Source organism: Lysobacter sp. GCM10012299 (assembly GCF_042649405.1).
Classification (GTDB): domain Bacteria; phylum Pseudomonadota; class Gammaproteobacteria; order Xanthomonadales; family Xanthomonadaceae; genus Lysobacter_J.
The window spans coordinates 503778-527881 of sequence record NZ_JBHRZC010000004.1 but is presented as its reverse complement, the minus strand read 5'-3'; the positions used below and the strand labels follow the sequence as shown (position 1 = coordinate 527881).

At 67.9% G+C, this 24104-nt stretch carries 21 protein-coding genes; 14 read left to right on the top strand and 7 right to left on the bottom strand.

Annotated features, from left to right (window positions below):
- Positions 1-14: 14 nt before the first annotated feature.
- Positions 15-1592 (top strand): phospholipase D family protein, encoded by a 1578-nt coding sequence (locus ACFOPO_RS13585; protein WP_386703739.1) that lies wholly within the window; start codon positions 15-17, stop codon positions 1590-1592.
- Positions 1593-1633: 41 nt separating this feature from the next.
- Here the strand turns inward: ACFOPO_RS13585 and ACFOPO_RS13580 are convergent, their stop codons facing one another.
- Both ACFOPO_RS13580 and mfd read right to left on the bottom strand, forming a co-directional pair.
- Complete coding sequence (locus tag ACFOPO_RS13580; RefSeq protein WP_386703737.1) at positions 1634-2134, bottom strand: phosphoglycerate mutase family protein; 501 nt, start codon at positions 2132-2134, stop codon at positions 1634-1636.
- Between the two features lie 68 nt (positions 2135-2202).
- The gene (mfd, locus tag ACFOPO_RS13575) at positions 2203-5670 is read right to left on the bottom strand and encodes a transcription-repair coupling factor (protein ID WP_386703736.1); all 3468 of its coding nucleotides are present in this window, start codon (positions 5668-5670) and stop codon (positions 2203-2205) included.
- Positions 5671-5865: 195 nt separating this feature from the next.
- Here mfd and ACFOPO_RS13570 point away from each other — a divergent pair, with 195 nt between their 5' ends.
- Together ACFOPO_RS13570 and ACFOPO_RS13565 are read left to right on the top strand one after the other, a co-directional pair.
- The gene (locus ACFOPO_RS13570; RefSeq protein WP_386703735.1) at positions 5866-6330 is read left to right on the top strand and encodes a MarR family winged helix-turn-helix transcriptional regulator; all 465 of its coding nucleotides are present in this window, start codon (positions 5866-5868) and stop codon (positions 6328-6330) included.
- 104 nt (positions 6331-6434) lie between these two features.
- Positions 6435-6860: an organic hydroperoxide resistance protein gene (locus ACFOPO_RS13565; RefSeq protein ID WP_386703733.1), complete on the top strand. Its 426-nt coding sequence runs from the start codon at positions 6435-6437 to the stop codon at positions 6858-6860.
- A gap of 64 nt (positions 6861-6924) precedes the next feature.
- On the opposite strand, the gene ACFOPO_RS13560 is transcribed toward ACFOPO_RS13565, so the two are convergent.
- Positions 6925-7974, bottom strand: a complete 1050-nt coding sequence (locus tag ACFOPO_RS13560; RefSeq protein WP_386703731.1) for a class I SAM-dependent methyltransferase — start codon at positions 7972-7974, stop codon at positions 6925-6927.
- Between the two features lie 106 nt (positions 7975-8080).
- Positions 8081-8632: a GNAT family N-acetyltransferase gene (locus tag ACFOPO_RS13555; protein ID WP_386703730.1), complete on the bottom strand. Its 552-nt coding sequence runs from the start codon at positions 8630-8632 to the stop codon at positions 8081-8083.
- Positions 8633-8729: 97 nt separating this feature from the next.
- Here ACFOPO_RS13555 and ACFOPO_RS13550 point away from each other — a divergent pair, with 97 nt between their 5' ends.
- The gene (locus ACFOPO_RS13550) at positions 8730-9080 is read left to right on the top strand and encodes an MmcQ/YjbR family DNA-binding protein (RefSeq protein ID WP_386703728.1); all 351 of its coding nucleotides are present in this window, start codon (positions 8730-8732) and stop codon (positions 9078-9080) included.
- Positions 9081-9184: 104 nt separating this feature from the next.
- On the top strand, positions 9185-10096 hold the full coding sequence (locus ACFOPO_RS13545) for a cation diffusion facilitator family transporter (protein WP_386703727.1): 912 nt from the start codon (positions 9185-9187) through the stop codon (positions 10094-10096).
- 43 nt (positions 10097-10139) lie between these two features.
- Here the strand turns inward: ACFOPO_RS13545 and ACFOPO_RS13540 are convergent, their stop codons facing one another.
- Positions 10140-11000 carry a 23S rRNA (adenine(2030)-N(6))-methyltransferase RlmJ gene (locus ACFOPO_RS13540; protein WP_386703726.1) on the bottom strand — a complete coding sequence of 287 codons (861 nt, stop codon included), beginning with the start codon at positions 10998-11000 and terminating at the stop codon, positions 10140-10142.
- A gap of 83 nt (positions 11001-11083) precedes the next feature.
- Here ACFOPO_RS13540 and creB point away from each other — a divergent pair, with 83 nt between their 5' ends.
- The 5 genes from creB to ACFOPO_RS13515 all read left to right on the top strand — a co-directional run bounded on the left by creB (position 11084) and on the right by ACFOPO_RS13515 (position 16262).
- Positions 11084-11788: a two-component system response regulator CreB gene (creB, locus tag ACFOPO_RS13535; protein ID WP_386703725.1), complete on the top strand. Its 705-nt coding sequence runs from the start codon at positions 11084-11086 to the stop codon at positions 11786-11788.
- Positions 11785-13212, top strand: coding sequence for a two-component system sensor histidine kinase CreC (gene creC, locus ACFOPO_RS13530; protein WP_386703724.1), 1428 nt, complete (start codon positions 11785-11787; stop codon positions 13210-13212). Before creB ends, creC begins: the two co-directional genes overlap by 4 nt.
- A gap of 82 nt (positions 13213-13294) precedes the next feature.
- Positions 13295-14635, top strand: coding sequence for a cell envelope integrity protein CreD (gene creD, locus ACFOPO_RS13525; RefSeq protein ID WP_386703723.1), 1341 nt, complete (start codon positions 13295-13297; stop codon positions 14633-14635).
- Positions 14636-14718: 83 nt separating this feature from the next.
- Positions 14719-15345, top strand: coding sequence for a GNAT family N-acetyltransferase (locus ACFOPO_RS13520; RefSeq protein ID WP_386703722.1), 627 nt, complete (start codon positions 14719-14721; stop codon positions 15343-15345).
- Complete coding sequence (locus ACFOPO_RS13515) at positions 15342-16262, top strand: carbon-nitrogen hydrolase family protein (protein WP_386703721.1); 921 nt, start codon at positions 15342-15344, stop codon at positions 16260-16262. Before ACFOPO_RS13520 ends, ACFOPO_RS13515 begins: the two co-directional genes overlap by 4 nt.
- Before the next feature lie 189 nt (positions 16263-16451).
- Here ACFOPO_RS13515 and ACFOPO_RS13510 read toward each other — a convergent pair whose 3' ends face one another.
- Positions 16452-17006 carry a phosphatase PAP2 family protein gene (locus ACFOPO_RS13510; RefSeq protein WP_386703889.1) on the bottom strand — a complete coding sequence of 185 codons (555 nt, stop codon included), beginning with the start codon at positions 17004-17006 and terminating at the stop codon, positions 16452-16454.
- 20 nt (positions 17007-17026) lie between these two features.
- Positions 17027-18202 carry a glycosyltransferase family 4 protein gene (locus ACFOPO_RS13505; protein ID WP_386703720.1) on the bottom strand — a complete coding sequence of 392 codons (1176 nt, stop codon included), beginning with the start codon at positions 18200-18202 and terminating at the stop codon, positions 17027-17029.
- Positions 18203-18408: 206 nt separating this feature from the next.
- Here ACFOPO_RS13505 and ACFOPO_RS13500 point away from each other — a divergent pair, with 206 nt between their 5' ends.
- The 4 genes from ACFOPO_RS13500 to ACFOPO_RS13485 all read left to right on the top strand — a co-directional run bounded on the left by ACFOPO_RS13500 (position 18409) and on the right by ACFOPO_RS13485 (position 24072).
- Complete coding sequence (locus ACFOPO_RS13500; protein ID WP_386703719.1) at positions 18409-19947, top strand: glucan biosynthesis protein; 1539 nt, start codon at positions 18409-18411, stop codon at positions 19945-19947.
- Between the two features lie 5 nt (positions 19948-19952).
- Complete coding sequence (gene mdoH / locus ACFOPO_RS13495) at positions 19953-21860, top strand: glucans biosynthesis glucosyltransferase MdoH (protein WP_386703888.1); 1908 nt, start codon at positions 19953-19955, stop codon at positions 21858-21860.
- 265 nt (positions 21861-22125) lie between these two features.
- Positions 22126-22389, top strand: a complete 264-nt coding sequence (locus ACFOPO_RS13490; protein ID WP_386703718.1) for a pilus assembly protein — start codon at positions 22126-22128, stop codon at positions 22387-22389.
- A gap of 114 nt (positions 22390-22503) precedes the next feature.
- The gene (locus tag ACFOPO_RS13485) at positions 22504-24072 is read left to right on the top strand and encodes a TadE/TadG family type IV pilus assembly protein (RefSeq protein ID WP_386703717.1); all 1569 of its coding nucleotides are present in this window, start codon (positions 22504-22506) and stop codon (positions 24070-24072) included.
- Positions 24073-24104: the final 32 nt, after the last annotated feature.

The following is a 24104-nucleotide window of genomic DNA, read 5'->3' as shown; positions in this document are numbered from 1 at the left end:
CCGCCAGGACTGCCATGACCAGGAAGCTGCGCTGGCTCGGGATTGTCGCCATCGTGCTGGTCGTGGGCTCGGCGCTGTCGGTCTTCAGCTACGGCCGGTTCGCCCACTACGCGCGCGGCGCGCCATCGCAGGCCATTGCCGCCGACCGGATCGAGACGCCGGTCGACCGCGCGATCGCGCCGATGACGCAGGCGCGTCCCGGCGAAGCAGGGCTGTCGCTCATCAACGACAACCTGGACGCGTTTGCCGTGCGCGCGCTGAGCGCGGGCGTGGCCGGCCGCAGCCTGGATCTCCAGTACTACATCTGGAAGCCTGACCTGACCGGCAACCTCATCGTCCATGAAATCCTGCGCGCGGCCGACCGCGGCGTGCGCGTGCGACTGCTGCTGGACGATCTCAACGCGCACAAGAAGGACTCGGTGCTGGCCGCGCTGGACCAGCACCATAACGTCGAAGTACGGATGTTCAACCCGTCGCGTGCGCGTGCTTCGAGTTTCATGCGCGGCGTGGAAATGCTCCTGCGTTTCTTCAGCCTCAACCGGCGCATGCACAACAAGGCGTGGATCGTCGACGGCCGGATCGCCGTGGTCGGGGGACGCAACATCGGCGACGAATACTTCGGTGCATCGTCGGAATCGAACTTCATGGATGCCGACCTGGCGGTGGTCGGGCCCCCGGTGCAGGAAACCGCCGCCATCTTCGATGCATTCTGGAACAGCCCGTCGGCCATTCCGCTGTCGGCGCTGGTCGACAGCGACGAGGAGGCATTGCAGCGGCTGCGGCGGATCGTCGACCTCGAGTACCAGTCGCGCGATGCCCATCCCTATCTCGTCAAGCTGCGTCAGTCGCCGACGATCGCCGCGCTGCTGCGTGGCGAGAAGCAACCGCGCTGGACACGCGACGCGCACGTCTATTCCGACCCGCCGGCTAAAGCCGACGGCGCGCCTCGCAAGGGCTGGCTGGCCGACGTGCTGGTGCCGGCAGCGACCGGCGCGCGTCGCGAACTGCTCATCATCTCGCCGTACTTCGTGCCCGGCGATGAGGGCGTGGCGGCGCTGGTGGCGATGCGCAAGCGTGGCGTCCGTGTCGGTGTGCTGACCAATTCACTCGCCGCCACCGACGTTGCCGCGGTCCATGGCGGCTACGCGCCGTATCGGCTGCCGCTGCTCAAGGGCGGCATCGACCTGTACGAGCTGATGGCGCGCGGCGGCCACGGCGGGCGGGGCAGTGGCAGCGGCGGCGGCAGTGGGTTTGGCTCCAGCGACGCCAGCCTGCACACCAAGGCATTCGTGGCGGACGGCAACGTCGGCTTCGTCGGCTCGTTCAACCTCGACCCGCGTTCGATCAACCTCAATACCGAGATGGGCATCCTCTTCCGCGATCCCCAGCTCAGCGGCGACCTGCTGCGGACCTTCGAAGCCAAGACCAGTGCGAGCAACAGCTACAAGCTCTGGCTGGACGACGGCGAGCTGCGCTGGCGCGACGGTTCGGCGCAGCCTCCACGGGAATGGACGCATGAACCGGCGGTAGGCATGGGCAGGCGTGCGCTCGCGCGCGTGATCGGCTGGCTGCCGGTCGAGTCGCAGCTGTAGCTCCGTCATCCCCGCGGAGGCGGGGATCCATGGACGGTGCCTTACTGCTTCCCTTCCTCGAGCGTCGCCTTGCCATCGGCGGCGATGCGCACGGTCGTCAGCCGGTCGTATTCGGCTTCGCTCATCTCCGCCACCTCGCAGCTGCACAAGGCGGCGGCGATACCCGGGATGGTGTTGCTGTGGCCGACCACGAGCACGCGTTGCCCTGCGTGCTCACGCTTGAGCCGGGCCGAGAAATCCGCGGCGGGTTCCTTGGCGTCATACGTGACCACCGCCAGCTGATGCCCGCGCGCGGTCGGCGCCGCCGTCTGCTGCGTGCGGCGGAAGGCGGTGGAATACACGGCGTCGAGCGGCACGCCGGCCAGCCTTGCCGCCAGTGCATCGGCGCGGGCCAGCCCAGCCGCCGTGAGCTCCGGGTCCTTCGAACCGTCCGGCACCTTCTCGGCGTGACGCACCAGGATGAAGGTAGTGGCCGGCGGTGGCGTGGTCGCACAACCGCCGAGCAGGGCCAGGGCAAGCAGCAAGGGCAGGGCGAGCTTCATCGTGCGTTCCGCGCGGTGGAATGCGCGAACGATAACCCGTTCGCATGCCGCCATGCCCGCGACGCCCGTCACGCCGGTTGCAATGCCGTGACCATGCCGCGCGCGGCCAGCAGGCGCGACTGCGCATCGGGCAGGTCCAGGGTCATGCGCAGCTTGTCCGGGCCGTCCATGCGATAGAGCTTCGGTTGGCCCTGGATGAGGCGGATGATCGCCATCGGGTCGACGTTGGGCTTCTCCACGAACTGCACGCGCCCACCCTTCTCGCCCAGGTCGAGCTTGCGGATGCCCAGCGCGGTCGCGCGCTGCTTGAGCTCGGCGATGGCGAACAGGTGCTTGGCCGCGTCGGGCAGCAGGCCGAAGCGGTCGATCATCTCCACCTGCAGTTCGCGCAGCTCGTCGGCATCGCGGGCGCCACTGATGCGCTTGTACAGGGTCAGGCGCGTGTGCACGTCGGGCAGGTAATCCTCCGGGATCAGTGCCGGCACATGCAGTTCGACGTCGGCACCGCGGGCGTGGCTGCCATCGACATCCGGCAGCTCGCCACGCTTGATCGAGCGCACGGCGCGTTCGAGCAGTTCGGTATAGAGGCTGAAGCCGACCTCCGCCATCTGACCGCTCTGTTCCTCGCCGAGCAGCTCGCCGGCACCGCGGATCTCGAGGTCATGCGTGGCCAGGGTGAAGCCGGCGCCGAGCTCGTCCATCGCCGCGATCGCGTCGAGGCGCTTGCGTGCATCGGCCGTGATCGATTTCTTGTCAGGCACCACCAGGTAGGCGTAGGCACGGTGGTGCGAGCGGCCAACGCGGCCGCGCAGCTGGTGCAGCTGCGCCAGGCCGAACTTGTCGGCGCGGTTCATGATGATGGTGTTGGCGTTGGGGATGTCGATGCCCGATTCGATGATCGTCGTCGACAGCAACACGTTGAAGCGCTGCTTGTGGAAGTCGAGCATCACCCGCTCCAGTTCGCGCTCGGGCATCTGGCCGTGGGCGACGCCGATGCGCGCCTCCGGCACCAGCTCTTCGAGCTGGCGCTGCATACGGCCGATGCTCTCGACGTCGTTGTGCAGGAAGTACACCTGGCCACCGCGCGAGAGTTCGCGCTGGAACGCTTCGCGCAGCTGCGCGTCGTCCCACGGGACGACAAAGGTCTGCACCGCCAGGCGATGCGCCGGCGGGGTTGCGATGATCGACAGGTCGCGCAGGCCGGCCATCGCCATGTTGAGCGTGCGCGGGATGGGCGTGGCGGTCATCGTCAGCAGGTGGACGTTGGCGCGCAGTGCCTTCAGCGCCTCCTTCTGGCGCACGCCGAAGCGCTGTTCTTCGTCGACGATCACCGCGCCCAGGTCCTTGAAGCGCACGTCCGGCTGCAGCAGGCGGTGGGTGCCGACGACGACGTCGATCTTGCCCTCGGCCACCTTCTCCAGTTCGGCCTTGATCTCCTTGGCGGTCTTGAAGCGCGACAGCACTTCGACCTTGAGCGGCCAGTCGGCGAAGCGGTCACGCATGGTGCGGTAGTGCTGCTCGGCCAGCAGCGTGGTCGGCACCAGCACCGCGACCTGCTTGCCGGCGGCGGCAGCGACGAAGGCCGCGCGTACCGCGACCTCGGTCTTGCCGAAGCCGACGTCGCCGCAGATCACGCGGTCCATCGGCTGGCTCGAACCCAGGTCGCGGATCACCGCCTCGATCGCCGAATGCTGGTCGGGCGTCTCCTCGAACGGGAACGCGGCCGCGAACGGCTCGTACATGCTGCGGTCGATGTCGATCGCAAGCCCTGCGCGGGCCTGGCGCTTGGCCTGGATCTCGAGCAGCTCTGCTGCAACGTCGCGGACCTTTTCGGCGGCCTTGCGCTTGGCCTTGGTCCACTGCTCGCCACCGAGCGAATGCAGCGGCGCGGTGTCGTCAGACGCGCCGGAGTAGCGGTTGATCAGGTGCAGTTGCGCGACCGGCACATACAACCGGTCGCCCTTGGCGTATTCGATTTCGAGGTATTCGCCCGGCAGGCCGCCGGCTTCCAGCGTGATCAGGCCGCGGTAACGACCCACGCCATGGTCCTCGTGGACGATCGGCGCGCCTTCGCTGAGCTCGCCCAGGTCGCGGATGATCGCCTCGGGTTCGCGACCGACACGGCGGCGACGACGCGGCTGGCTGGCACGCTCGGGGAACAGCTGGCGCTCGGTCAGCACCGCCAGCGCCGGCTCGCTGATGGCGAAACCGTCGTCGAACGGCGCAACCGCGATCGCGAACCGGCTCGTGCCCTGCGGCGGCGCGAATGCCGGCCAGCCCGTGACGACATCGGGCCTCAGGTTCGCCGCCTGCAACAGCTCCAGCAGCGCTTCGCGCCGGCCAGCCGAGTCGGCGGCGATCAGCACGCGCCCGGGGTAGCTGCCGAGGAACGACTTGAGCGCATCGGCCGGGGCGTGGTCGCGCGCGGCGATCGGCAATGCCGGCGCCGGCTGGTCGCCCAGTGCCTGCGCGCGGTCGCGTTGCGGATGGCCTTCGCCGCAGACTTCGACGCGGTTGCCTTCATTGAGACGCTCGCGCAGTGCGTTCGGTGCCAGGTACAGCGCGTCCGGCGGCAGCAGGGGGCGTTCGAGATCGTGGCGACGCTGCTCGTAGCGCTCGCCGGTGTTGGTCCAGAACTGCTCGGCCGCCTCGAAGGCGCCGTCGCCGATCACCGGCAACACGTCGTCGGCGAGGTAGTCGAACAGCGTCGCGGTCTTGTCGAAGAACAGCGGCAGGTAGTACTCGATGCCGGGCGGCGTGAGGCCGGCCTTGAGGTCCTGGTAGAGCGCGCTGCGGCGCGTGTCGAGATCGAAGCGGTCGCGCAGTGCGTCGAGCGCACGCTTTAGAGATGCGTCATCGAGCGGCACTTCGCGGCCGGGCAGCAGGTGCACCGCATCGATCTTGTCGAGCGAGCGCTGCGACTCCGGGTCGAAGGCACGGATGGTGTCGATTTCGTCGTCGAGCAGTTCGACGCGAAACGGCTGCTCGGCGCCCATCGGGTAGACATCGAGCAGGCCACCGCGCACGGCGAAGTCGCCCGGGTCGAGCACCTGCGGCACATGGCGGTAACCGGCCGATTCAAGCCGGCGCTTTTCCGCATCCAGGTCCAGGCGCTGGCCCAGCTTCACGTCGAAGCTGCCGCCGACGATGTGCTTGAGCGGTGCCAGTCGCTGCAGCAGCGTCTGTACCGGCACCACCACTATTCCGCGCTTGAGCGTCGGCAGCCGATGCAATGCCGACAGGCGCTGGCTGACGATGTCCGGGTGCGGGCTGAAGATGTCGTAGGGCAGGGTTTCCCAGTCCGGGAAGGCCAGCACCGGCACGTCGGCCTGTCCGGCCAGCAGGGTCTGCAGGTCGGACTCAAGCTGGTGCGCGGTCTGGTTGTCGCGCGCCACCGCCAGCACCGGGCCCGCGTGCGCACGCGCCGCCGTGGCGATGTGGAAGGCCAGTGCGGAAGGCGATGCCGGCGCGCGCCACCAGGCGCGCTGCTGTCCGGCCTTGGGCAGGGGCGGGGCGGGGAAGTCGGACTTCGGCATCAGGGGGGTCTCTACCGGTGATCGCAAGCGAAAAAACGAATGCAGCGCCGGCAGCCATCGCCGCCAGCGCAAAGAGGCTGCATTTTACGTGAGTGGGGCGGCAGGGCCGGGAAGCCCCTGCCTGGACCGCAGCGTTCCACGGGCCGGGACAATAATCGCTTGCAAGTAGATAGCGCGCTATGTAAAGTACGGCCCATGAAGACCGCAGCCACCAAACCATCGAGGACCAAGGCGCCGCAGACGCTCGACGAGCAGCTGTGCTTCGCCCTGTACTCGACCGGCCTGGCGCTCAACAAGGTTTACCGCAAGCTGCTCGGGCCGCTTGGCCTGACCTACCCGCAGTACCTGGCCATGCTGGTGCTGTGGGAGCGCGACCAGGTCACGGTCAGCGAAATTGGTGAACGCCTGTTCCTTGACTCGGCCACGCTGACGCCGTTGCTGAAGCGGATGCAGGCGGCCGGCCTGATCACCCGCACCCGCGCGCTCGACGACGAGCGCCAGGTCATCATCGCGCTGACCCCGGAAGGGCGCGCGCTCAAGGCGAAGGCACGAACCGTCCCGGCCGACCTGGTCTGTGCGGCGGAGTGCTCCATCGACGAGATGGTGTCGCTCAAGCAGCAACTCGAGTCCCTGCGCGGGAGCCTGGCGAAGAACGCATGAGCACCCGCACGGCTGACATATACATAGTGCACGATCAACTATCGCGCTAGTAACTACACCGCCGGCAACGGCATCCCCCCGCAAGCCCCCCAAAGGAGTCACCCATGTCCCTCGATAAAGTCCTGTACACCGCCCATGCCACCGTCACCGGCGGCCGCGACGGTCGCGCCGTTTCTTCCGACAACGTGCTCGACGTCAAGCTCACCACGCCGCGTGAACTCGGTGGCGCCGGCGGCGACGGCACCAACCCGGAGCAGCTGTTCGCAGCCGGCTACTCGGCCTGCTTCATCGGCGCACTGAAGGTCGTCGCGTCGCGAGAGAAGATCGCTTTCCCGGCGGATGCCAGCATCGAAGGCAACGTCGGCATCGGTCCGGTCGGCCAGGCGTTCGGCATCCAGGCCGAGCTGAAGATCTCGCTGCCGGGCCTGTCGCGAGAGCAGGCCGAAGCGCTGGTCGCGAAGGCACACCAGGTCTGCCCGTACTCGAACGCGACCCGCGGCAACATCGACGTCACCCTGACGATCGTCTAACCACGGCAGTTGTCCGCCTTGCAGCAGGAGCCAGTCCGCTGGCTCCTGCTGCAACGATGGCGGGTCATGGCCGCGCTTCGAGCACCAGGTTGAATGGCGTCTGCGTGGCCCGGCGGAAGCGCTTGAATCCCGCTTCCTCCAGCACGCCGCGCAATCGCGCCTCACCGGCCTGCGCCCCGAGCGCCGGTCCATTGCGTGCCAGCGACACCGGCACGCAGATCTGCGATGACGCGCCGTAGTAGACGCGACCCACCGGGTTGAGGTTCTCCTCGACGCTGTCGCCGGCGAACGGTTCTACCAGCAGGCAGGTGCCATCGGGCTTGAGTGCGTGCAGCGCGTGCTTCGCCGCGCCGACCGGGTCGGCCATGTCGTGCAGGCAATCGAAGAACGCAATCAGGTCGAAATGGTTGCCGCTGTATCCGGTCGCATCGGCGACCTCGAAGTAGGCGTTGTCGACGCGCGCCTGGCGGGCGCGTTCGCTGGCGACTTCAATTGAGCCTGCGTGATAGTCGTAGCCGATGAAACTCGATTTCGGGAACGCCTGCGCCATCAGCGTCGTGCTGGCACCGTGCCCGCACCCCACGTCCGCCGCCTTGCCGCCGGCCTTCAGTTTCTCGATCACGCCATCGAGCGCCGGCAGCCAGCTGGTGATCAGGTTGGCGTTGTAACCGGCACGGAAGAAGCGTTCGGTGCCATGGAACAGGCACGGGTGGTGCTCGCCCCATTCCATGCCCTTGCCGGTGCGGAAGTTGTCCTTGGTGCGCTCCAGCGCATGGAACGTCGCCTCGACCAGCGAGTAGGCGCCGGGCAGGTCGACCGGTCCGCCCGGATCGGCCAGGCACAGGGCCTGTTCGGGGCTCAACGAGTAGCTATCGGTGGCGGCGTCGTACTCGACATAGCCACCCGCGGCCTGGTTGCCCAGCCACTCGCGCACATAGCGCTCGTTGGTGTTGGTTTCCGATGCCAGTTGCACCGAGGTCAGGGGTCGCTTTGCCAGGGCCCGGTACAGGCCGAGCTGGTCGCCGACCAGCATCAGCGTGGCGCTCATCGCCGCGCCGAGGTCGCCGACGGCGTGGCCAAGGAACTGGTTGAGGCGTTCTTCATTTACGGTCATGGCGGGGTCCGGAAGGGTGGGGTCCTTCCATGGACGCGCGGCAGCACCCTGCCGCAGGCCCCCCGAGCAAACTGTCGAACGCGCCGCCCCGGTCCTTGCGGACAGCTCAGGCTTTGCGTGCCTTCAGGTCCAGCGCGACCCGGATCAGGCCGGGTGCGTCCTGCTGGAACTCGCGCTGGAAGCCAAGGGACTCGGCCAGCGAAAGCATCGCCTGGTTGTGCTCGAACACATCCCCGTACACACGGTCGAGCTTCTTGCCGCGGGCCCATTTCACCAGCCGCGTCATCAGGTAGCGGCCCAGGCCCATGCCGGCCACGTAATGGCTGACCAGGATCGCGAACTCCGCGTCCTTGCCGTTCTCGTCGATGGCGATGCGCGCCACCGCGCCGACCAGGGCTTCGCCCGGCGGCAGCGGCTCGGCCGCGACCAGCGCGAATTCAGTCTTGGGATTGATCCGCGTCATCCGCTCGGCCATGTCCGTGGTGAGCTCCTTCAGCGCATACAGGAAGCGCTGTCGGACCTCTTCGGGCTCAAGCAGGGAGAAGCTCGCACGGATCGGTTCGGCGTCTTCCGGCCGAATGGGGCGTATGAGCACTTCGCGCCCGTTGGGAAGGCGCATTCGTTCGTGCCAAGGCGGGAGTCGTTCGCGCGCGGCCATGGGCGGATATTGGCACACTTCCCCGCAGAGGCGTATTCACAATCTTCACAGGGCGGCCCCCGATGGGCGCCGTTCATCGGACAAGGGACCGGGACACATGAACGAGACGACGTTGCGCGGCTGGCTGCAGCCCTGGCCCGGGGTGGAGGAGTCGGTGAAATGGGAGGACGACCTGGTCTTCTCGGTGGCCGGGAAGATGTTCTGCGTGATCTGCCTGCGCGGGCCCAAGGCGGGGAGCATGAGCTTCAAGGTCGAGGACGAGCGGTTCCTGGAGCTGACCGAGCGACCGGGGTTCATCCCGGCCCCGTACCTGGCCCGGGCACACTGGGTGTACATGGAGCAGCCCAAGCGGATACCCGCCGACGAACTGCGCGCGCTGGTGCGCCGCAGTTACGAACTGGTCCGCGAGAAACTGCCCAAGCGCACCCAGCGCGAACTCGCCGACTGAGCACCGGTCCCGACGATCGCGCGTACTGACCGGCCATGCGCCGATGCTAGACTCGCGCGATTCAGGTTCACGCGCTCCAGCGACCAAAATACTAAGGAAGGCACATGGCAGGTGGTGGTGATTCGACCCGCGCGATCCTGTTCGCGCTGGGCGCAAATTTCGCAATCGCGGTCGCCAAGGGCGTGGCCGCGTTCTTCACCGGCTCGAGCGCGATGCTGGCCGAGACCGTGCATTCGCTGGCCGACTGCGGCAACCAGTTGCTGCTGTTGCTGGGCATGCGCCAGGCGCGCAAGCCGCCTTCACCGGACTACCCGCTCGGCTATGGCAAGGCGATCTACTTCTGGTCGTTCCTGGTGGCGGTGATGCTGTTCACCGTCGGCGGCATGTTCTCGCTGTACGAGGGCATCCACAAACTGCAGCATCCCGAGCAGATCAAGCACTGGTACTGGGCCGCGGGCGTGCTGACCTTCGGCATCATCGCCGAGGCGGTATCGATGCGGGCCTGCCTGGTCGAGGTCAACAAGGCGCGCGGTGGCCGCAACCTGTGGCAATGGTTCCGCGAGAGCCGCCAGGCCGAACTGGTGGTGATCTTCGGCGAGGACCTGGCGGCGCTGTTCGGCCTGGTGTTCGCGCTGATCGCGGTGCTGCTGGCGGCGGTCACCGGCAACCCGCTGTGGGATGCGATCGGCACGATCACCATCGGTGCGCTGCTGATCGTGGTCGCGGTGTTCGTCGCGATCGAGGTCAAGGCGATGCTGATCGGCCAGAGTGTCGACCCGGCGCGTCAGCAGCAGATGCGCGAGTTCCTCGATGCGCGTCCGGAAATCAACCAGGTGATCAGCCTGATCACCCTGCAGCTGGGCAACGAGGTACTGGTGTCCGTGCAGGCGCACATGCGCGAGGAGCACAGCGTCGCGGCCCTGACCGAGCAGATCAACACGGTCGAGCGCGCGCTCAAGCAGAGCTTCCCGGAAGTGCGCTGGAGCTTCTTCGAGCCCGACGTGAAGATGGATTGACCGTCGTCCCGGCGAACGCCGGGACCCATTTGGACGTTGCCGCCTACGCCGCCCGCACCAGCCACTCCACCCGGCTGGCCGCGCCCGGGCCTTCGCCCAGCACCTTGGCCAGCAACGGCAGCGCGCCTGCCAGCGCCTGGTCCAGTTGCCACGGCGGATTGAGCACCAGCAGGCCGCTGCCGTTCATGCGCAGCGGCGAATCGTCGGCCCGGACCTGCAGTTCGGCGACGAACGACGACTTGGCCGGGATCGCGGCCGCGCGCCGGTAGAACGGCTGCAGCGCACGCCGCAACTTGATCGGATACCACAGTGCGAACGTTCCCTGCGGCCAGCGGCTGATGCCTTCGCGCAATGCCGCGATGGCGGTGTCGAACTCTTCCAGCTGCGCTTCGTAGGGCGGGTCGATCAGCACCAGGCCGCGGTTGTAGCGGGTTTCGCCAATGCGCGCAGGCAGCAGCGCCTTCATCGCCGCGTAGCCGTCGCGTTGATGCACGGCCACGCGCGGATCGTGCTCGAACACCGCCTTGAGCTGGCCCGCTTCCTCCGGTTGCAGTTCGCAGGTGGCAATGCGGTCCTGCTCGCGCAGGGCGTGGGCAAGCAGCCAGGGCGACCCGGGATAGCTGGCCTGGCCGTGTTCGTGGCGGCAGGCACGGATCGCGGCCAGGTAGCGCGCCACCGCCGGGTGCCTGGGTGCCTCGGCGATCAGGCGGCCGATGCCGCCCTCGGCCTCGCCCGTGCGCTGCGCCGAATTGCTGTCGAGCGCGTACAGGCCACGGCCCGCATGGGTATCGAGTGCGAACACCGCGGCCGGCTTGGCGACCAGGGCATCGCAGATCGCCAGCAGCGCGATGTGCTTGAGCACGTCGGCATGGTTGCCGGCGTGGAACGCGTGACGGTAATTCATGGGCTGCGGGGGAGCGGGGACCCGCACAATCTACACGCACGCGCCGTTCCGGGCTCGGCGAGGGGGCTGCTACGCTTCCCCCCATGCACATCCTGCTGGTAGAAGACGAACCCGCCATCGCCGACATCGTCGTCCACGCATTGCGTGCCGACGGGTTCGAAACCTCGCATTGCCTGACCGGTCGCGACGCGCTGGCGCTGGCGCGGGGCCAGTCCTTCGACCTGGCGGTGCTGGACGTGGGGCTGCCGGACATCGGCGGCTTCGCCCTGTGCCGCGAGTTGCGGCGCGGACGCGACCTGCCGGTGATCTTCCTGACCGCGCACAACGCCGAGGCCGAGCGCATCCTCGGACTGGAAATCGGTGGCGACGATTACGTGACCAAGCCCTTTTCGCCGCGCGAGCTGGTTGCGCGGGTGCGCGTGGTGTTGCGGCGCGTGCACCACGAGGCCCCGGCCGGGGCCGGCGGTTTCGTCCACGACGCCGAAGGAAAGCGCATCACCTACCGCCATCAGCTGCTCGACCTCACCCGCTACGAATACGGGCTGTTGGCGGCATTGCTGCAGCGTCCCGGCGCGGTGCTGTCGCGCGCGCAGCTGATGGACCGTGTCTGGGGCAACGCCCTCGACAGCGGCGACCGCACCGTCGACACCCACATCAAGACCCTGCGGGCGAAGCTGCGCGACGTCGCGCCCGAGCTCGACCCGATCCGCACCCACCGTGGCCTGGGGTATTCGCTCGACATTGCCAACGGGCCGGGCAACGGCAACGGCAAGGCCGCGCGCGAATGAAGATCGGCCTGCGCATCTTCCTCGGCTACTTCCTGATCGTCGCGCTGGCGGGGCTGCTGCTGGCCCAGGTGTTCGTCGCCGAGGTCAAGCCGGGCGTGCGCCAGGCAATGGAAGACACCCTGGTCGACACCGCCAACGTGCTCGCCGAACTGGCCACCGACGACTTCATCGCCGGGCGCATCGACGATGGCGTCTTCGCCCACCGCGTGCGGGCGATGGCGCGGCGTGACTACGGTGCCCGCATCTGGGGATTCGGAAAGCGCTCCTCGCAGTACCGCATCTACGTCACCGATGCCCGCGGACGGGTCGTGTTCGACAGCAGCGGCCGCGACGTCGGTGCGGACTATTCGCGCTGGAACGACGTCTACCTGACCCTGCGCGGCAAGTACGGCGCGCGTTCCACCCGCAGCGAATACGCCGACCCCGACTCGACCGTGATGCACGTCGCCGCGCCCATCCGCGATGGCCAGGGCAAGGTGATCGGCGTGCTGACGGTGGCCAAGCCGAACAGCGCCATCGCCCCCTTCATCGAGCGCAGCCAGGCCGTGGTGCTGCGCTGGGGCGCGGTGCTGCTGGGCGCGTCGTTGCTGGTGGGCCTGGTCGCGGCCTGGTGGCTGTCGCGCCAGCTGGGCGAACTGCGCCGGTATGCCAACGGCGTAACGGCGGGCGAGCGCGTCACCGTGCCGCGCGCCGCCGGCGAGTTCGGCGAGCTCGGCCAGGCGTTGGAAACCATGCGCGTTCGGCTGGAAGGCAAGCAGTACGTCGAGCAATACGTGCACACGCTGACGCACGAGATGAAGAGCCCGCTGGCGGCGATCCGTGGCAGTGCCGAGCTGCTCGAAGGCCCGCTCGACGAAGCCGACCGCATCCGCTTCGCGGCCAGCATCCGCAGCCAGAGCGAACGGCTGGCACAGATGATCGACAAGATGCTGGCGCTGGCCGCGGTCGAACATCGCCAGCGGCTGGAACAGCCCGAGCCGGTGATGCTGGCGGGCCTGGCGGAGGAGGCCATCGCGCAATGCACCACGCGCCTGGCGCGTGCCGGGGTCGTGCTGGATGCGGACCTCGAATCCGGCTTGCCCGCCGTCCAGGGCGATCCGTTCCTGCTGCGCCAGGCGCTGATCAACCTGATCGAGAACGCGGTCGATTTCGCCCCGGCAGGCAGCCGCATCGAGTTGCGGCTGCGGCGTGCGGGCGAACGCCAGGTGCTGGAAGTGGGCGATCGCGGCGCCGGCATTCCCGACTACGCGCGCGATCGCGTGTTCGAGCGCTTCTACTCCCTGCCGCGCCCCGGCAATGGCAGCCGCAGCAGCGGCCTTGGCCTTTGCTTCGTCGCCGAGGTGGCGACCCTGCACGCGGGCGAGGCCACCCTGGACAATCGCGAAGGTGGTGGCGCGGTCGCGCGCCTGTCGCTGCCGGGCTGACTTCACCCTCGCTTCACCGTGGCGCCATCGTCGCCCCGCGTTCGCCCTGGATCCTGTCGCCAATACCCGACAGGAGTTGCACATGCGCCTTGCCTTCAAGATCGTCATGGTCGTCGCGATGACCATTGCGATCCTGGTTCCGCTGCTGATGATCCGCGGCGTCATCCAGGACCGCCAGAACTACCGTGCCCAGGCGGTCGCCGACATCGCCCGCAGCTATGCCGGCGCGCAGTCCTTCGCCGGTCCGGTGCTGGTGGTGCCCTATACCGAGACGGTCGAGGTCGAAGAGCCCGACAAGTACAACATCCTGCGCAAGGTGCAGCGCGAAGTGACCCATCACTGGACGTTCTTCCCGACCACGCTCGACGTGCGCGGACCGATGCGGCCGAGCACGCGAAAGCGCGGCCTGCACGAAGTGCGCGTGTACGAATGGCATGGCAAGGCCACGGCGCATTTCGAAGCGCAGATCCCGGCAGCCGATACGGTTCCACGCAAGATCGGCAAGCCCTGGCTGAGCTATGCCATCGCCGACGTGCGCGGCCTGCGCGCCTCGCCGCAGCTGCGCATCAATGGCCGTAGCCAGCTGGTGGAAGAGGGGCTCGGCAGCCGCAGTGGTTCGGGTCTGCATGCGCGCCTGGCCGAGCCGCGGGCCGGGGAGGTGATCAAGCTCGACACCCAGCTGGACCTGGTGCTGGGTGGCACCGAGTCGCTGGCGATGGTGCCGCTGGGCAAGAGCAACCGCTTCGCGCTTCAGTCGAGCTGGCTGCACCCAAGCTTCGGCGGCAGCTCGCCGCGACATGAAACCGACGCCTCCGGCTTCAAGGCCGATTGGGAAATCGCCTCGGTCGCGACCAATGCCCAGCGCCAGTTCCAGCAGGGACAGATCCTGCCGGACCTGAGCAGCGGGATCGCCGGCATGGACGGCATCGACGCAGTCGGGGTGTCGCTGATCGACCCGGTCGACATCTACACCCAGGCCGATCGCGCGACCAAGTATGGCCTGCTGTTCGTGCTGCTGACCTTCGTCGGCTTCTTCATCTTCGAGCTGATCAAGCAGCTGCCGATCCACCCGATCCAGTACGGCCTGGTCGGCCTGGCGCTGGCGATCTTCTTCCTGCTGCTGGTCAGCCTGAGCGAGCACATCGCCTTCGCCATCGCCTACCTGGTCGCCAGCGTCGCCTGCATCGGGCTGATCGGCTTCTACCTGGTCGCGGTGCTGCGCAGCGTCGGACGGGGCCTGGGTTTCGCCGGCATGCTGGCGACGCTCTATGCTGCGCTGTACGGGCTGCTGGTGTCGGAGGACAACGCCCTGGTGCTCGGCGCCGGACTGCTGTTCCTGGTCCTGGCCGCGATCATGGTGGTCACCCGCCGGGTCGACTGGTATCAATTGGCCGGATCGCGACCGGCGCCGCGTGATCTGTGAACCTGCCTGACCGCACTGCCCGGACGTTCCGCCGATCCGACCCATCCACCTCCAACCGCGACAGGGAACCCCAGATGTACGTGATGGATGCCAAAGCCCCTGAAACGCCTTCCGCGCTTGAAGTGCGCAGCTACAGCGGCGCGGCGATCTCGCCGTGGCTGGCCGACCTGGCGCGGTTGCGCATCGCGGTGTTCCGCGACTGGCCTTACCTCTATGACGGCGATGCCGGCTACGAGGCCGAGTACCTGCAGAGCTACCTGAATTCGCCGCGCAGCATCGTCGCGCTGGCGTTCGACGGTGACCAGGTCGTGGGCGCCTCGACCGGGATGCCGCTGGCGGCGGAGTCCAGCACGTTCCTGGACGCGTTCGACGGTGTCTCGATCGATCCGCAGGAGGTGTTCTATTGCGGCGAATCGGTACTGCTGCCGCAGTACCGCGGGCGCGGCATCGGCCATCGTTTTTTCGAAGCGCGCGAAGCCCATGCGCGCAGCTACGGCGACTATGCATGGACCGCGTTCTGCGCGGTCGACCGCGAGCCGGGCCATCCGCGCCGCCCGGCCTTCCATCGTGGCAACGAGGATTTCTGGACGAAGCGCGGCTACCGGCAGCGCCCTGAACTGAAGGCGCACCTGACCTGGCGCGAGGTCGGCGGCGGCGTCGTCGACCACGCACTGACGTTCTGGTTGCGCCCCCTGGAGCGGACGCGATGAGCGAGGGCGTGCTCGACAACCGCGTGCTCAAGGTCGCCGTGGCGAAGTACACCGTCGGTGCACCGGACGATTTCGCCGCTTTCGCCGGCAAGCAGGCGCGCTGGCTGGACGAGGCGCGCCAGCAGGGCGCGCAGATGGCGGTGCTGCCGGAATACCTGGCGCTGGAGCTGGGGGCCATGTTCGACGAAGCAACACGCTCCGACCTGCATGCGTCGCTCGCGGCGTTGCAGGCCTGGCATCGGCCGTGGCTGGAGCTGTTCTCACGGCTGGCGCGCGAACGGCACATGCACGTGGTGGCCGGCACCTTCCTGCTCGACCTCGGCCGTGGCCGCTACCGGAATCGCAGCTACACGTTCGCGCCCGATGGCAGCCACGTCTGGCAGGACAAGCTGCGACTGACCGGTTTCGAGAAGGCCGCCGGCGTTATCGAGTCCGGCGACGAGTTGAAGGTCTTCGAGACCGGCCCGGTGCGCAGCGCGGTCGCCGTCTGCTACGACAGCGAGTTCCCGTTGCCGGTGCGCGCCCAGTGCGAGGCAGGTGCGCGCCTGCTGGTCGTGCCCAGCTGCACCGACACGCAGGCCGGTGCGACCCGCGTTCGCGTGGGCTGCCTGGCGCGCGCGCTGGAGAACCGTTGCTTCGTCGCCCAGTCGGTGACGGCCGGCGAGGCGCCGTGGAGTCCCGCACTCGATGCCAACACCGGCGAGGCGGCACTGATCGCCCCGATGGACGTCGGCCTGCCGCACGACGGCATGATCGTGCAGACCCGCGGCGACCAGCACTGGGCCGTGGCGACGCTCGACTTCGCCGCCTTGGAGGCCAGCCGCGCGCAGGCGCAGGTGGCCAACGACCGCGACTGGGCCAGCCAGTACTTCCCGAGTGTCGCCCGGGCCAAGGTCGTTCGCGCCGTAGCGGCGTGAGGCGATGTTGGTGTGACCACCCCGGGTGCGCTTCGCTTACCCGGGCTACCGGTACGATGCGTAGCCCGGGTAAGCGAAGCGCACCCGGGACCCACCGTCACGATGCGTAGCCCGGGTAAGCGAAGCGCACCCGGGACCCACCGTCACGATGCGTAGCCCGGGTCAGCGCAGCGCACCCGGGACCCACCGTCACCCGAACAGCGTCACCCCAGGCACCAGCCACAACGACACCCCCGCCAGCGACGTGCCGATGGCCGTCGCTGCAAGGACATCGCTGGGGTAGTGCAGCCCCAGCACCACGCGCGAAGCGGCGACGCTGGCGGTGAACGGCACCAGCAGCCAGGCCAGTTGCGGGTAATGCGCCATCGCCACCAGGCTGAAGGCGACCGCGTGCAACGTGTGCCCGGAGGGGAAACTGAACTCGTCCAGCGGCGCGACCCAGGCGTGGATGCGCTGATCCGAGGCGAACGGACGCGGCCGCCGCGTCCAGCGCTTGAGCAGTTTGTAGAGCGCCAGCGCGATCACGCCGGTCGCCGCCAGGTGCGCCGATGCAGCCAGGCCGTCGAGGCCGTCCACCACGATCAACGCGGCCATCAGCGCATACCAGAACACGCCATCGCCGAGACGGCTTACGAGGGCGAAGTACGATCGCGAGCGTCCGCCTTCGCCCCAGCGGTTGGCGCGCAGGCACCAGCCGCTGTCGCGGTCGACCAGGCGCTTGTGCAACGTGGGACGGTGCAGCATGCGCTGCAGCGAGTGTCGGTTCATGACGCCTCCCGTTCCGGTGGTGTCGAGGGCAGGGCCGTGAGGCCTGCGTCGCGTCGCGACTGCACCAGGCCCTGCAGCAGCGCGTCGAAATCGCTGGCCACCTGCTCCGGGCGCAGGCCTGCGACGGCCTGGCGGGTCGCCATGCGCATGGCACCACGACTGAGATCGTCGCCGGCGATGCGGGTGCAGGCAGCGATGAAGCCGGCGTCATCGCCACTGGCAATCGCCGCGCCATGCACGCCATCGCGCAGGTACTCGCGTGCCGCGCCGTAATCGAAAGCCACCGTCGGTACGCCGCTGGCCAGTGCTTCCAGGGTGACGTTGCCGAAGGTCTCGCTCAGGCTGGGGAACACGAACAGGTCGCCGCTGGCGAAGTGCCGCGCCAGGTCGTCGCCGCGTTGCACGCCGGCGAAGATGAAGTCGGGGTTGTCTTCTTCAAGTTTCGCCCGCGCCGGGCCGTCGCCGACCCAGACGAAACGTGCGTCGGGCCGCGCGCGTTGCAGCGAACGGAATGCACGGACGGCGAGGTCGAGGTTCTTCTCGGCGGCGATGCGGCCGACATAGATCGCGGCGAAACCGTCGTCACCCAGTCCCCACTGCGCGCGCAGGCCGAAATCCCGCCGCTGCGGATCGAACTGTGCGTTGTCGACCGCGCGCGGCAGGCGCACCACGTTCTCGAAGCGCTGGTCTTGGAGGAAGTCGAGCAGCTCGCGGGTCGGCACCAGGGTCGCATCAGCGCTGTTGTGGAAGCGGCGCATCCAGCGCAGCGCGGTCGAGGCCAGGAACGCCACGCCGTAGTCGCGCATGTACTCGTCGAAACGGGTATGGAAGCCGGTGGCCGCCGGGATCCCAAGGCGCGCCGCCGCGCGCAGCGCCGACCAGCCCAGCGGCCCCTCGGTGGCGACGTAGATGGCGTCGGGCCGCAGCGCCTGCCACGCATCGCGCAGGCGTCGCGTGGCCGGGAAGCCGACACGCAGGCCCGGGTATCGCGGAAGCGGCGCACCCGGCACCAGCAGCTCGTGCAGGCTGGCGCTGTCGTCATCACCCTGGCGCGGACGGACCACATGGACGTCATGCCCCCGCGCGCGCAGGCCCTGTTCCAACCCCTGCACGGTCAGGGCGACGCCGTTGATCTCCGGCGGGTAGGTTTCGCTGACGATCGCATAACGCATGCGCGGCTCCCGGTTTGCACAAGGTTCTTCGCGCGTGGTGAAACCGGGATGGCAGGACGGTGACGTGGCGATGACGGTGGCGCTGAAAACGGTTACCCGGCGCCTGGGGTGCTCGGATGCGCCGCGTTGCGCCCTGCGTCGCGGTGGCGTTAACAAACGAAACCCTAAAATGAATGGTTAACTGTCACCGAAACCTGGGAGAGCGTGTGCACCGACGCGAAGTGCTGCTGGCCGGATTGTCCTGGCCCCTGATGTCGCTGCTCTCCGGCGTGCCCTTGCGTGCCATGGCCGCGCCTGCGGCGTCGACGCCATTCGACGCCGAAACGGTGGCCGGCCTGGCGCGTGCGCTGGCGGCCAAGCCCTTCGTCGCCCAGAGCAAGCAGCTGCCGGCATCGCTGGAAAAGATCGGCTACGACCAGTACCGCAGCATCCGCTTCAATCCGGCGCAGGCGCTCTGGCGCGGCGACAAGGTGCCTTTCCAGGCGCAGTTCTTCCATCGCGGGTTCTTCTTCCGCGACCGGGTCGACATCTACGACGTGGTCGGCGGCGTCGCCACGCCGGTGGTGTACCGGCCGGCGCAGTTCAACTTCGACGGCACCGCGGCGCCGAAGGAGAACGACCTGGGCTATGCCGGTTTCCGCCTGCATTCGCCGATCAACCGCCCTGACTACTTCGACGAGGTTTGCGCCTTCCTCGGCGCGAGCTACTTCCGTGCCGTGGCCAAGGGCCAGGCCTATGGGTTGTCGGCGCGCGGCCTGGCACTCAAGACCGGCGCGCCGGCGGGCGAGGAGTTCCCGGTGTTCCGCGGCTTCTGGCTGGAGCGGCCGGCGAGCGGCGCCGATCACGCGGTCGTGCATGCGCTGCTGGACAGCCCGAGTGTCGCCGGTGCCTACCGCTTCGTCATTCGTCCCGGCGTGGAGACCGTCTTCGACGTTTCCGTGCGCCTGTACCCGCGCGTGGCCCTGGACCAGGTCGGCATCGCGCCGCTGACCAGCATGTTCCAGTTCGACTCCAACGACCGCGTCGGTATCGACGATTACCGTCCCGCGGTGCATGACTCCGACGGCCTGGCCTTGGTCAACGGCAGCGGCGAGCAGATCTGGCGCCCGCTGCAGAACCCGTCGGTGCTGCAGGAAAGCGCGTTCGAGGACGTCAATCCGCGCGGCTTCGGCCTGATGCAGCGCAAGCGCGCCTTCGCCGACTACGCCGACAGCGAGGCGCACTACGAAAAGCGTCCGAGCCTGTGGATCGAACCGCAGGGCGAGTGGGGTGCCGGTGCGGTGCACCTGTTCGAACTGCCGACGGCGGACGAGTTCCACGACAACATCGTTTCGTTCTGGCGCCCGAAGCAGGCACTGGCAGCCGGCACCGAGCATCGCTTCGACTACCGCATGCACTGGTGCGACCAGCACGCCTGGTTGCCGCAGCTGGCGACGGTCACGCGCACGCGCATCGGTGCGGTGGTCGCCGCTTCCGAGGCCCAACGCGCGTCGCGCCAGGTCGTGATCGACTTCGCCGGCGGTCGCCTGAAGGGCCTGGCGGACGGCGCTCCTGTTCGTGCGAATGTCACGGCCAACAAGGGCAAGGTGGCCAATGTCACCGCGCACGCCAACCCAGGCGCGGACGGATGGCGCCTGGCCTTCGAGCTGCAGCCTGGCAGCGAGCGCAGCATCGAATTGCGCGCCGTGCTCGGTGACGCGTCCGGCCCGCTCGGCGAAACCTGGCTGTACCGGTGGACCGCGTGAGCCACGTGACGATCTCGCCCGGATCCGGTCCCGCGGCCGGCGCTCCCGCGCCGGCACATTGGCTGCCGCCCGAAGCACCGCTGTCGATGCCGGTGCAGACGCTTCACGCAGGCAAGCTGGTCAATCCGCGGCTGCCGACCACGCCCAATGCGATGGCCGTGCGCCGCGCGCTCGTCATCGGCGGCGCTGCATTGCTTACCCTGGTCGCCGCCTACCAGATCTGGTGGGTGCTGCGCGGCAGCGGCACCGACGTGCTTGAAGGCTTGCTGCTGGTGCTGTTCGTCGCGCTGTTCGCCTGGATCGCGCAGGCCTTCGTCAGTGCGGTGGCGGGGTTCATCCTCATCGTCACGCGCCGCGGCGGGCGCCTGGGGCTCACCCGCCAGGGCGAACTGCCGACGCTGGCATCGCGCACCGCGCTGCTGATGCCCACGTACAACGAGGAGCCCGAACGACTGCTGGCCGGCCTGCAGGCCATTTTCGAATCGCTGCAGGCGACCGGGCAACTGGCGAAGTTCGACTTCTTCGTCCTCAGCGATACCACCAACAGCGAAATCCGTGCAGCCGAGGCGCGCGCCTTCGCCAGCCTGCGCGAGCGCACCGGCGGCCACGCCAACCTGTTCTACCGTCACCGCGCGGACAACCACGAGCGCAAGGCCGGCAACATCGCCGAGTGGGTGCGTCGCTTCGGCGGCGCCTATCCGCAGATGCTCATCCTCGACGCCGACAGCCTGATGACCGGCGAAACCATCGTCCGCCTGGCCGGCGCGATGGAAGCCCATCCCGATGTCGCGTTGATCCAGACGCTGCCGATGATCGTCAACGGCAACACCCTGTTCGCGCGCATGCAGCAGTTCGCCGGGCGCGTCTACGGGCCGGTCATCGCCCACGGCATCGCCTGGTGGCACGGCGCCGAGAGCAACTACTGGGGCCACAACGCCATCATCCGCACGCGCGCCTTCGCCGACCAGGGCGGGTTGCCCGAGCTGTTCGGCATCAAGCCGTTCCGCGGCACGGTGCTGAGCCACGACTTCGTCGAGGCCGCGTTGCTTCGTCGTGGAGGCTGGGCCCTGCACATGGTGCCGGGCCTGGGCGGCAGCTATGAAGAGGGCCCGCCGTCGCTGACCGACATGCTGGTGCGCGACCGACGCTGGTGCCAGGGCAACCTGCAGCACAGCGCCGTGCTGCCGGCAAAGGGCCTGCACTGGGTCAGCCGCTGGCATCTGATGATGGGCATCGGGCATTACTTCACCTCGCCGATGTGGGCCATGCTGATGCTGATCGGCCTGGCGATTCCGCTGCAGCACGCCGGCTTGGCGTGGGACAGCCTCAAGCTGCCCGGATTCTCACCCACCGCCTACTGGCGCGAGCAGGATCCGGAGCGCTTCGTCTGGGTGTTCGTCCTGACCATGGCGGTGCTGCTGGCACCGAAGGTCATGGGCTACCTCACGCTGTTCTTCGACCGCGACACACGCCGCGGTTGCGGCGGCGCGATCCGTGCCTTGCTGAGCATGGTGCTGGAAACCCTGCTGGCAGCGCTGATGGCGCCGGTGACGATGTACGTGCAGTCGCGCGGCGTCGCGGAAGTGCTGGCGGGCAAGGATTCGGGCTGGGACGCGCAGCGTCGCGACGACGGCACCCTGCCGCTGTCGGGACTGGTGCGCAACTACGCCGGCGTAACGGCACTGGGCGTGATCGCCGGCTGGATGGCGTACATGGTCTCGCCGTCGCTGGCAGCGTGGATGGCGCCGGTGATCCTGGGCCTGTTCCTGTCGATCCCGATCGTGGCGCTGACGTCGACGCGTTCGGCAGGACTGTTCCTGCGTCGCCTCGGCATTTTCTCGATTCCCGAAGAGCACACGCCGCCACCGGTGCTGGTGCGTGCGGCGAAGCTGCGCGAGGCGCTGCACAAGTAGCTCGCGAGCGCATGGCTGCGACTGTGATGTGATTCGCGACACACAGTAGGTCTCAAAGAATCAATCGATTCGACATTCAGGAAATGTCCTACCGCCTACGGGATCTAATCCCATAGCGCGGATTCGTCACGTCACTAGACTCCTCGTGCTGCAGCCAGACCAGGAGCGCCGGGGGGGCGTGACTGGCAGCCAACACGGCCGATCACATCGGTACGCAGCGCCTACCCATAACGAATCCGCATCTGGGAATCCTGGAGGAACAGTCATGAGCAACGTTCGTGGTTTCAAAGCGCGCCAGCGCGGTCAGGGCATGACCGAATACATCATCATCGTCGCGTTGATCGCCATCGCGGCGATCGGCGTGGTCACCTTCTTCGGCGGCGCGCTGCGCAACCAGGTGGCCGGCATGGCCAGTGAACTTGCGGGCCAGAGCGCAACCCCGTCGGTGAACGCCGCCAAGTCGCGTGCCGTGCAGGCGCAGGCCGAGGCGAACAAGGCCAAGGGCCTGGACACTTACAACAACAAGTAATCACCGGTTGTTCCGGACGGGCGCCGAGTGGAGGGCGTCCGTCCATTGCAATGGGCACGCGGCAGGACGCCGGTGCTGTGATGTCCGCCCGGCATGTGTGACATGGAGGTTGTCATGACGAATCGCCTGACATTGACGCGGCATGGCCGCCGCCGTGCCGGCGGACAGGCCATGGTCCTGTTCCTGATGCTCATTGGCGTGCTCTGCCTTGGGCTGGTGTTCCTGTTCGATACCGGCCAATCGGTCAACAAGAAAGTCACACTGACCAATACGGCCGACGCGGCGGCGTACAGCGTCGCGGTGCAGCAGGCCAGGGCGATGAACTACGCCGCCTACATGAACCGTGGTCGCATCGCCAACGAAGTGGCGGTGGCGCAACTGGTGAGCTTGTGGTCGTGGATGAACATGCTCCATACCCACACTGTCGTTGGCTACAACGTCTTCCTCGCGCTCAGTCACGTGCCGATCATCGACCTGGTCGCCAAGCCGCTTGTATCGGCGTACCTGGCCGGCGAGCAGGTAGCCGCGGCGATGCGTGCCGGCTACTACGCGCTGGCCCCCGCCGCCATCCGCGTCCTCGACGAACTCAATGGCCTTTACGCGACTTCCGCCGAGGCGATGCTGAAAGTGGGCAGCACGGTCGACGGAATCGTGATTGCGCGTGACGTCGTGCGCATGAATGACGTCACCGCGGAGATCTCGCCGCTAGGCCTGGCTCTGCTGGCCAGTCAACTTCGCCAGGCGGGGTCCAGTGGAGCCCATGGGCTGCTCGACGAGTTTTCGCGTGGCAGGAGAGGGTCCCGCACGCCGGGGATGGACCGGTATCGCAACGTGGTCATGGCCTCGCGGGACCGTTTCAGTGCCGACCGTAACAGCGAACTTGGCCTGCCCCTCATCGACATTGAATCCAGTGGAGGTACCGACCTCGTCGACTACGATCGCTGGGCCGCGCTCGACACCGTCGACCTGTCGCTGTACTTCTTCCTTGATGTTCCCCTGGGATGGGGCGGAGCCCAGGCTCTGGACCAGGCCGGCCGTCAGCCGGCATTCCATCCCGGCATCACGAGCGGCGGACGCAACGGTCGCCAGCGCGGATGGTTCGACGCGTATCACGGCGCCCGGCCGCGAACGCTCGCCCAGTACGGGGGCGTAAGTCGCAGGAGCTTCTCCGGCACATGGGCAGCACGGAATCCCTCGGTCGACGCACCCTTGCCCATGCGCCCTTCCGGGAACCTCAACGAGAAGCGTCATGCCTTCATGGGCGGCTACGAGGGGCTGCGCTCCTACCAGGATGTGAAGCCCGGATTCGCCCGCACTCCGGTGGGTGAGAAGGCCGGGCCGATGTTCACCGTGCACGTGCAGAGCGCGCGTGCCAATGCCCGTACCAGCGAGGACATCGAGGGCATCGGAGGTTCACCCGCGGGAACGCTGGAACTCAAGAATGCGATGCGCGGCAACCGGATGACTGCCATCGCCACGGCCCAGACCTACTTCAACCGCCCTCCGGCCAGTTCCCTGTTCCGCCGCGTCGTGCCGCGTGAGTGGAACGGCACGCCACGCGCCGACCATCAACTCGAGATGGGCAGTCTGTTCAGTCCTTACTGGCAGGCGCGCCTGGTGGAAACGCCGAAATCCATCCAGGCCGCCCTTGGCCTGTCTGCCGCAACGACGACTGGACCGTAAGACATGAATGCAGAACCAGGTGGTTTTCCTGC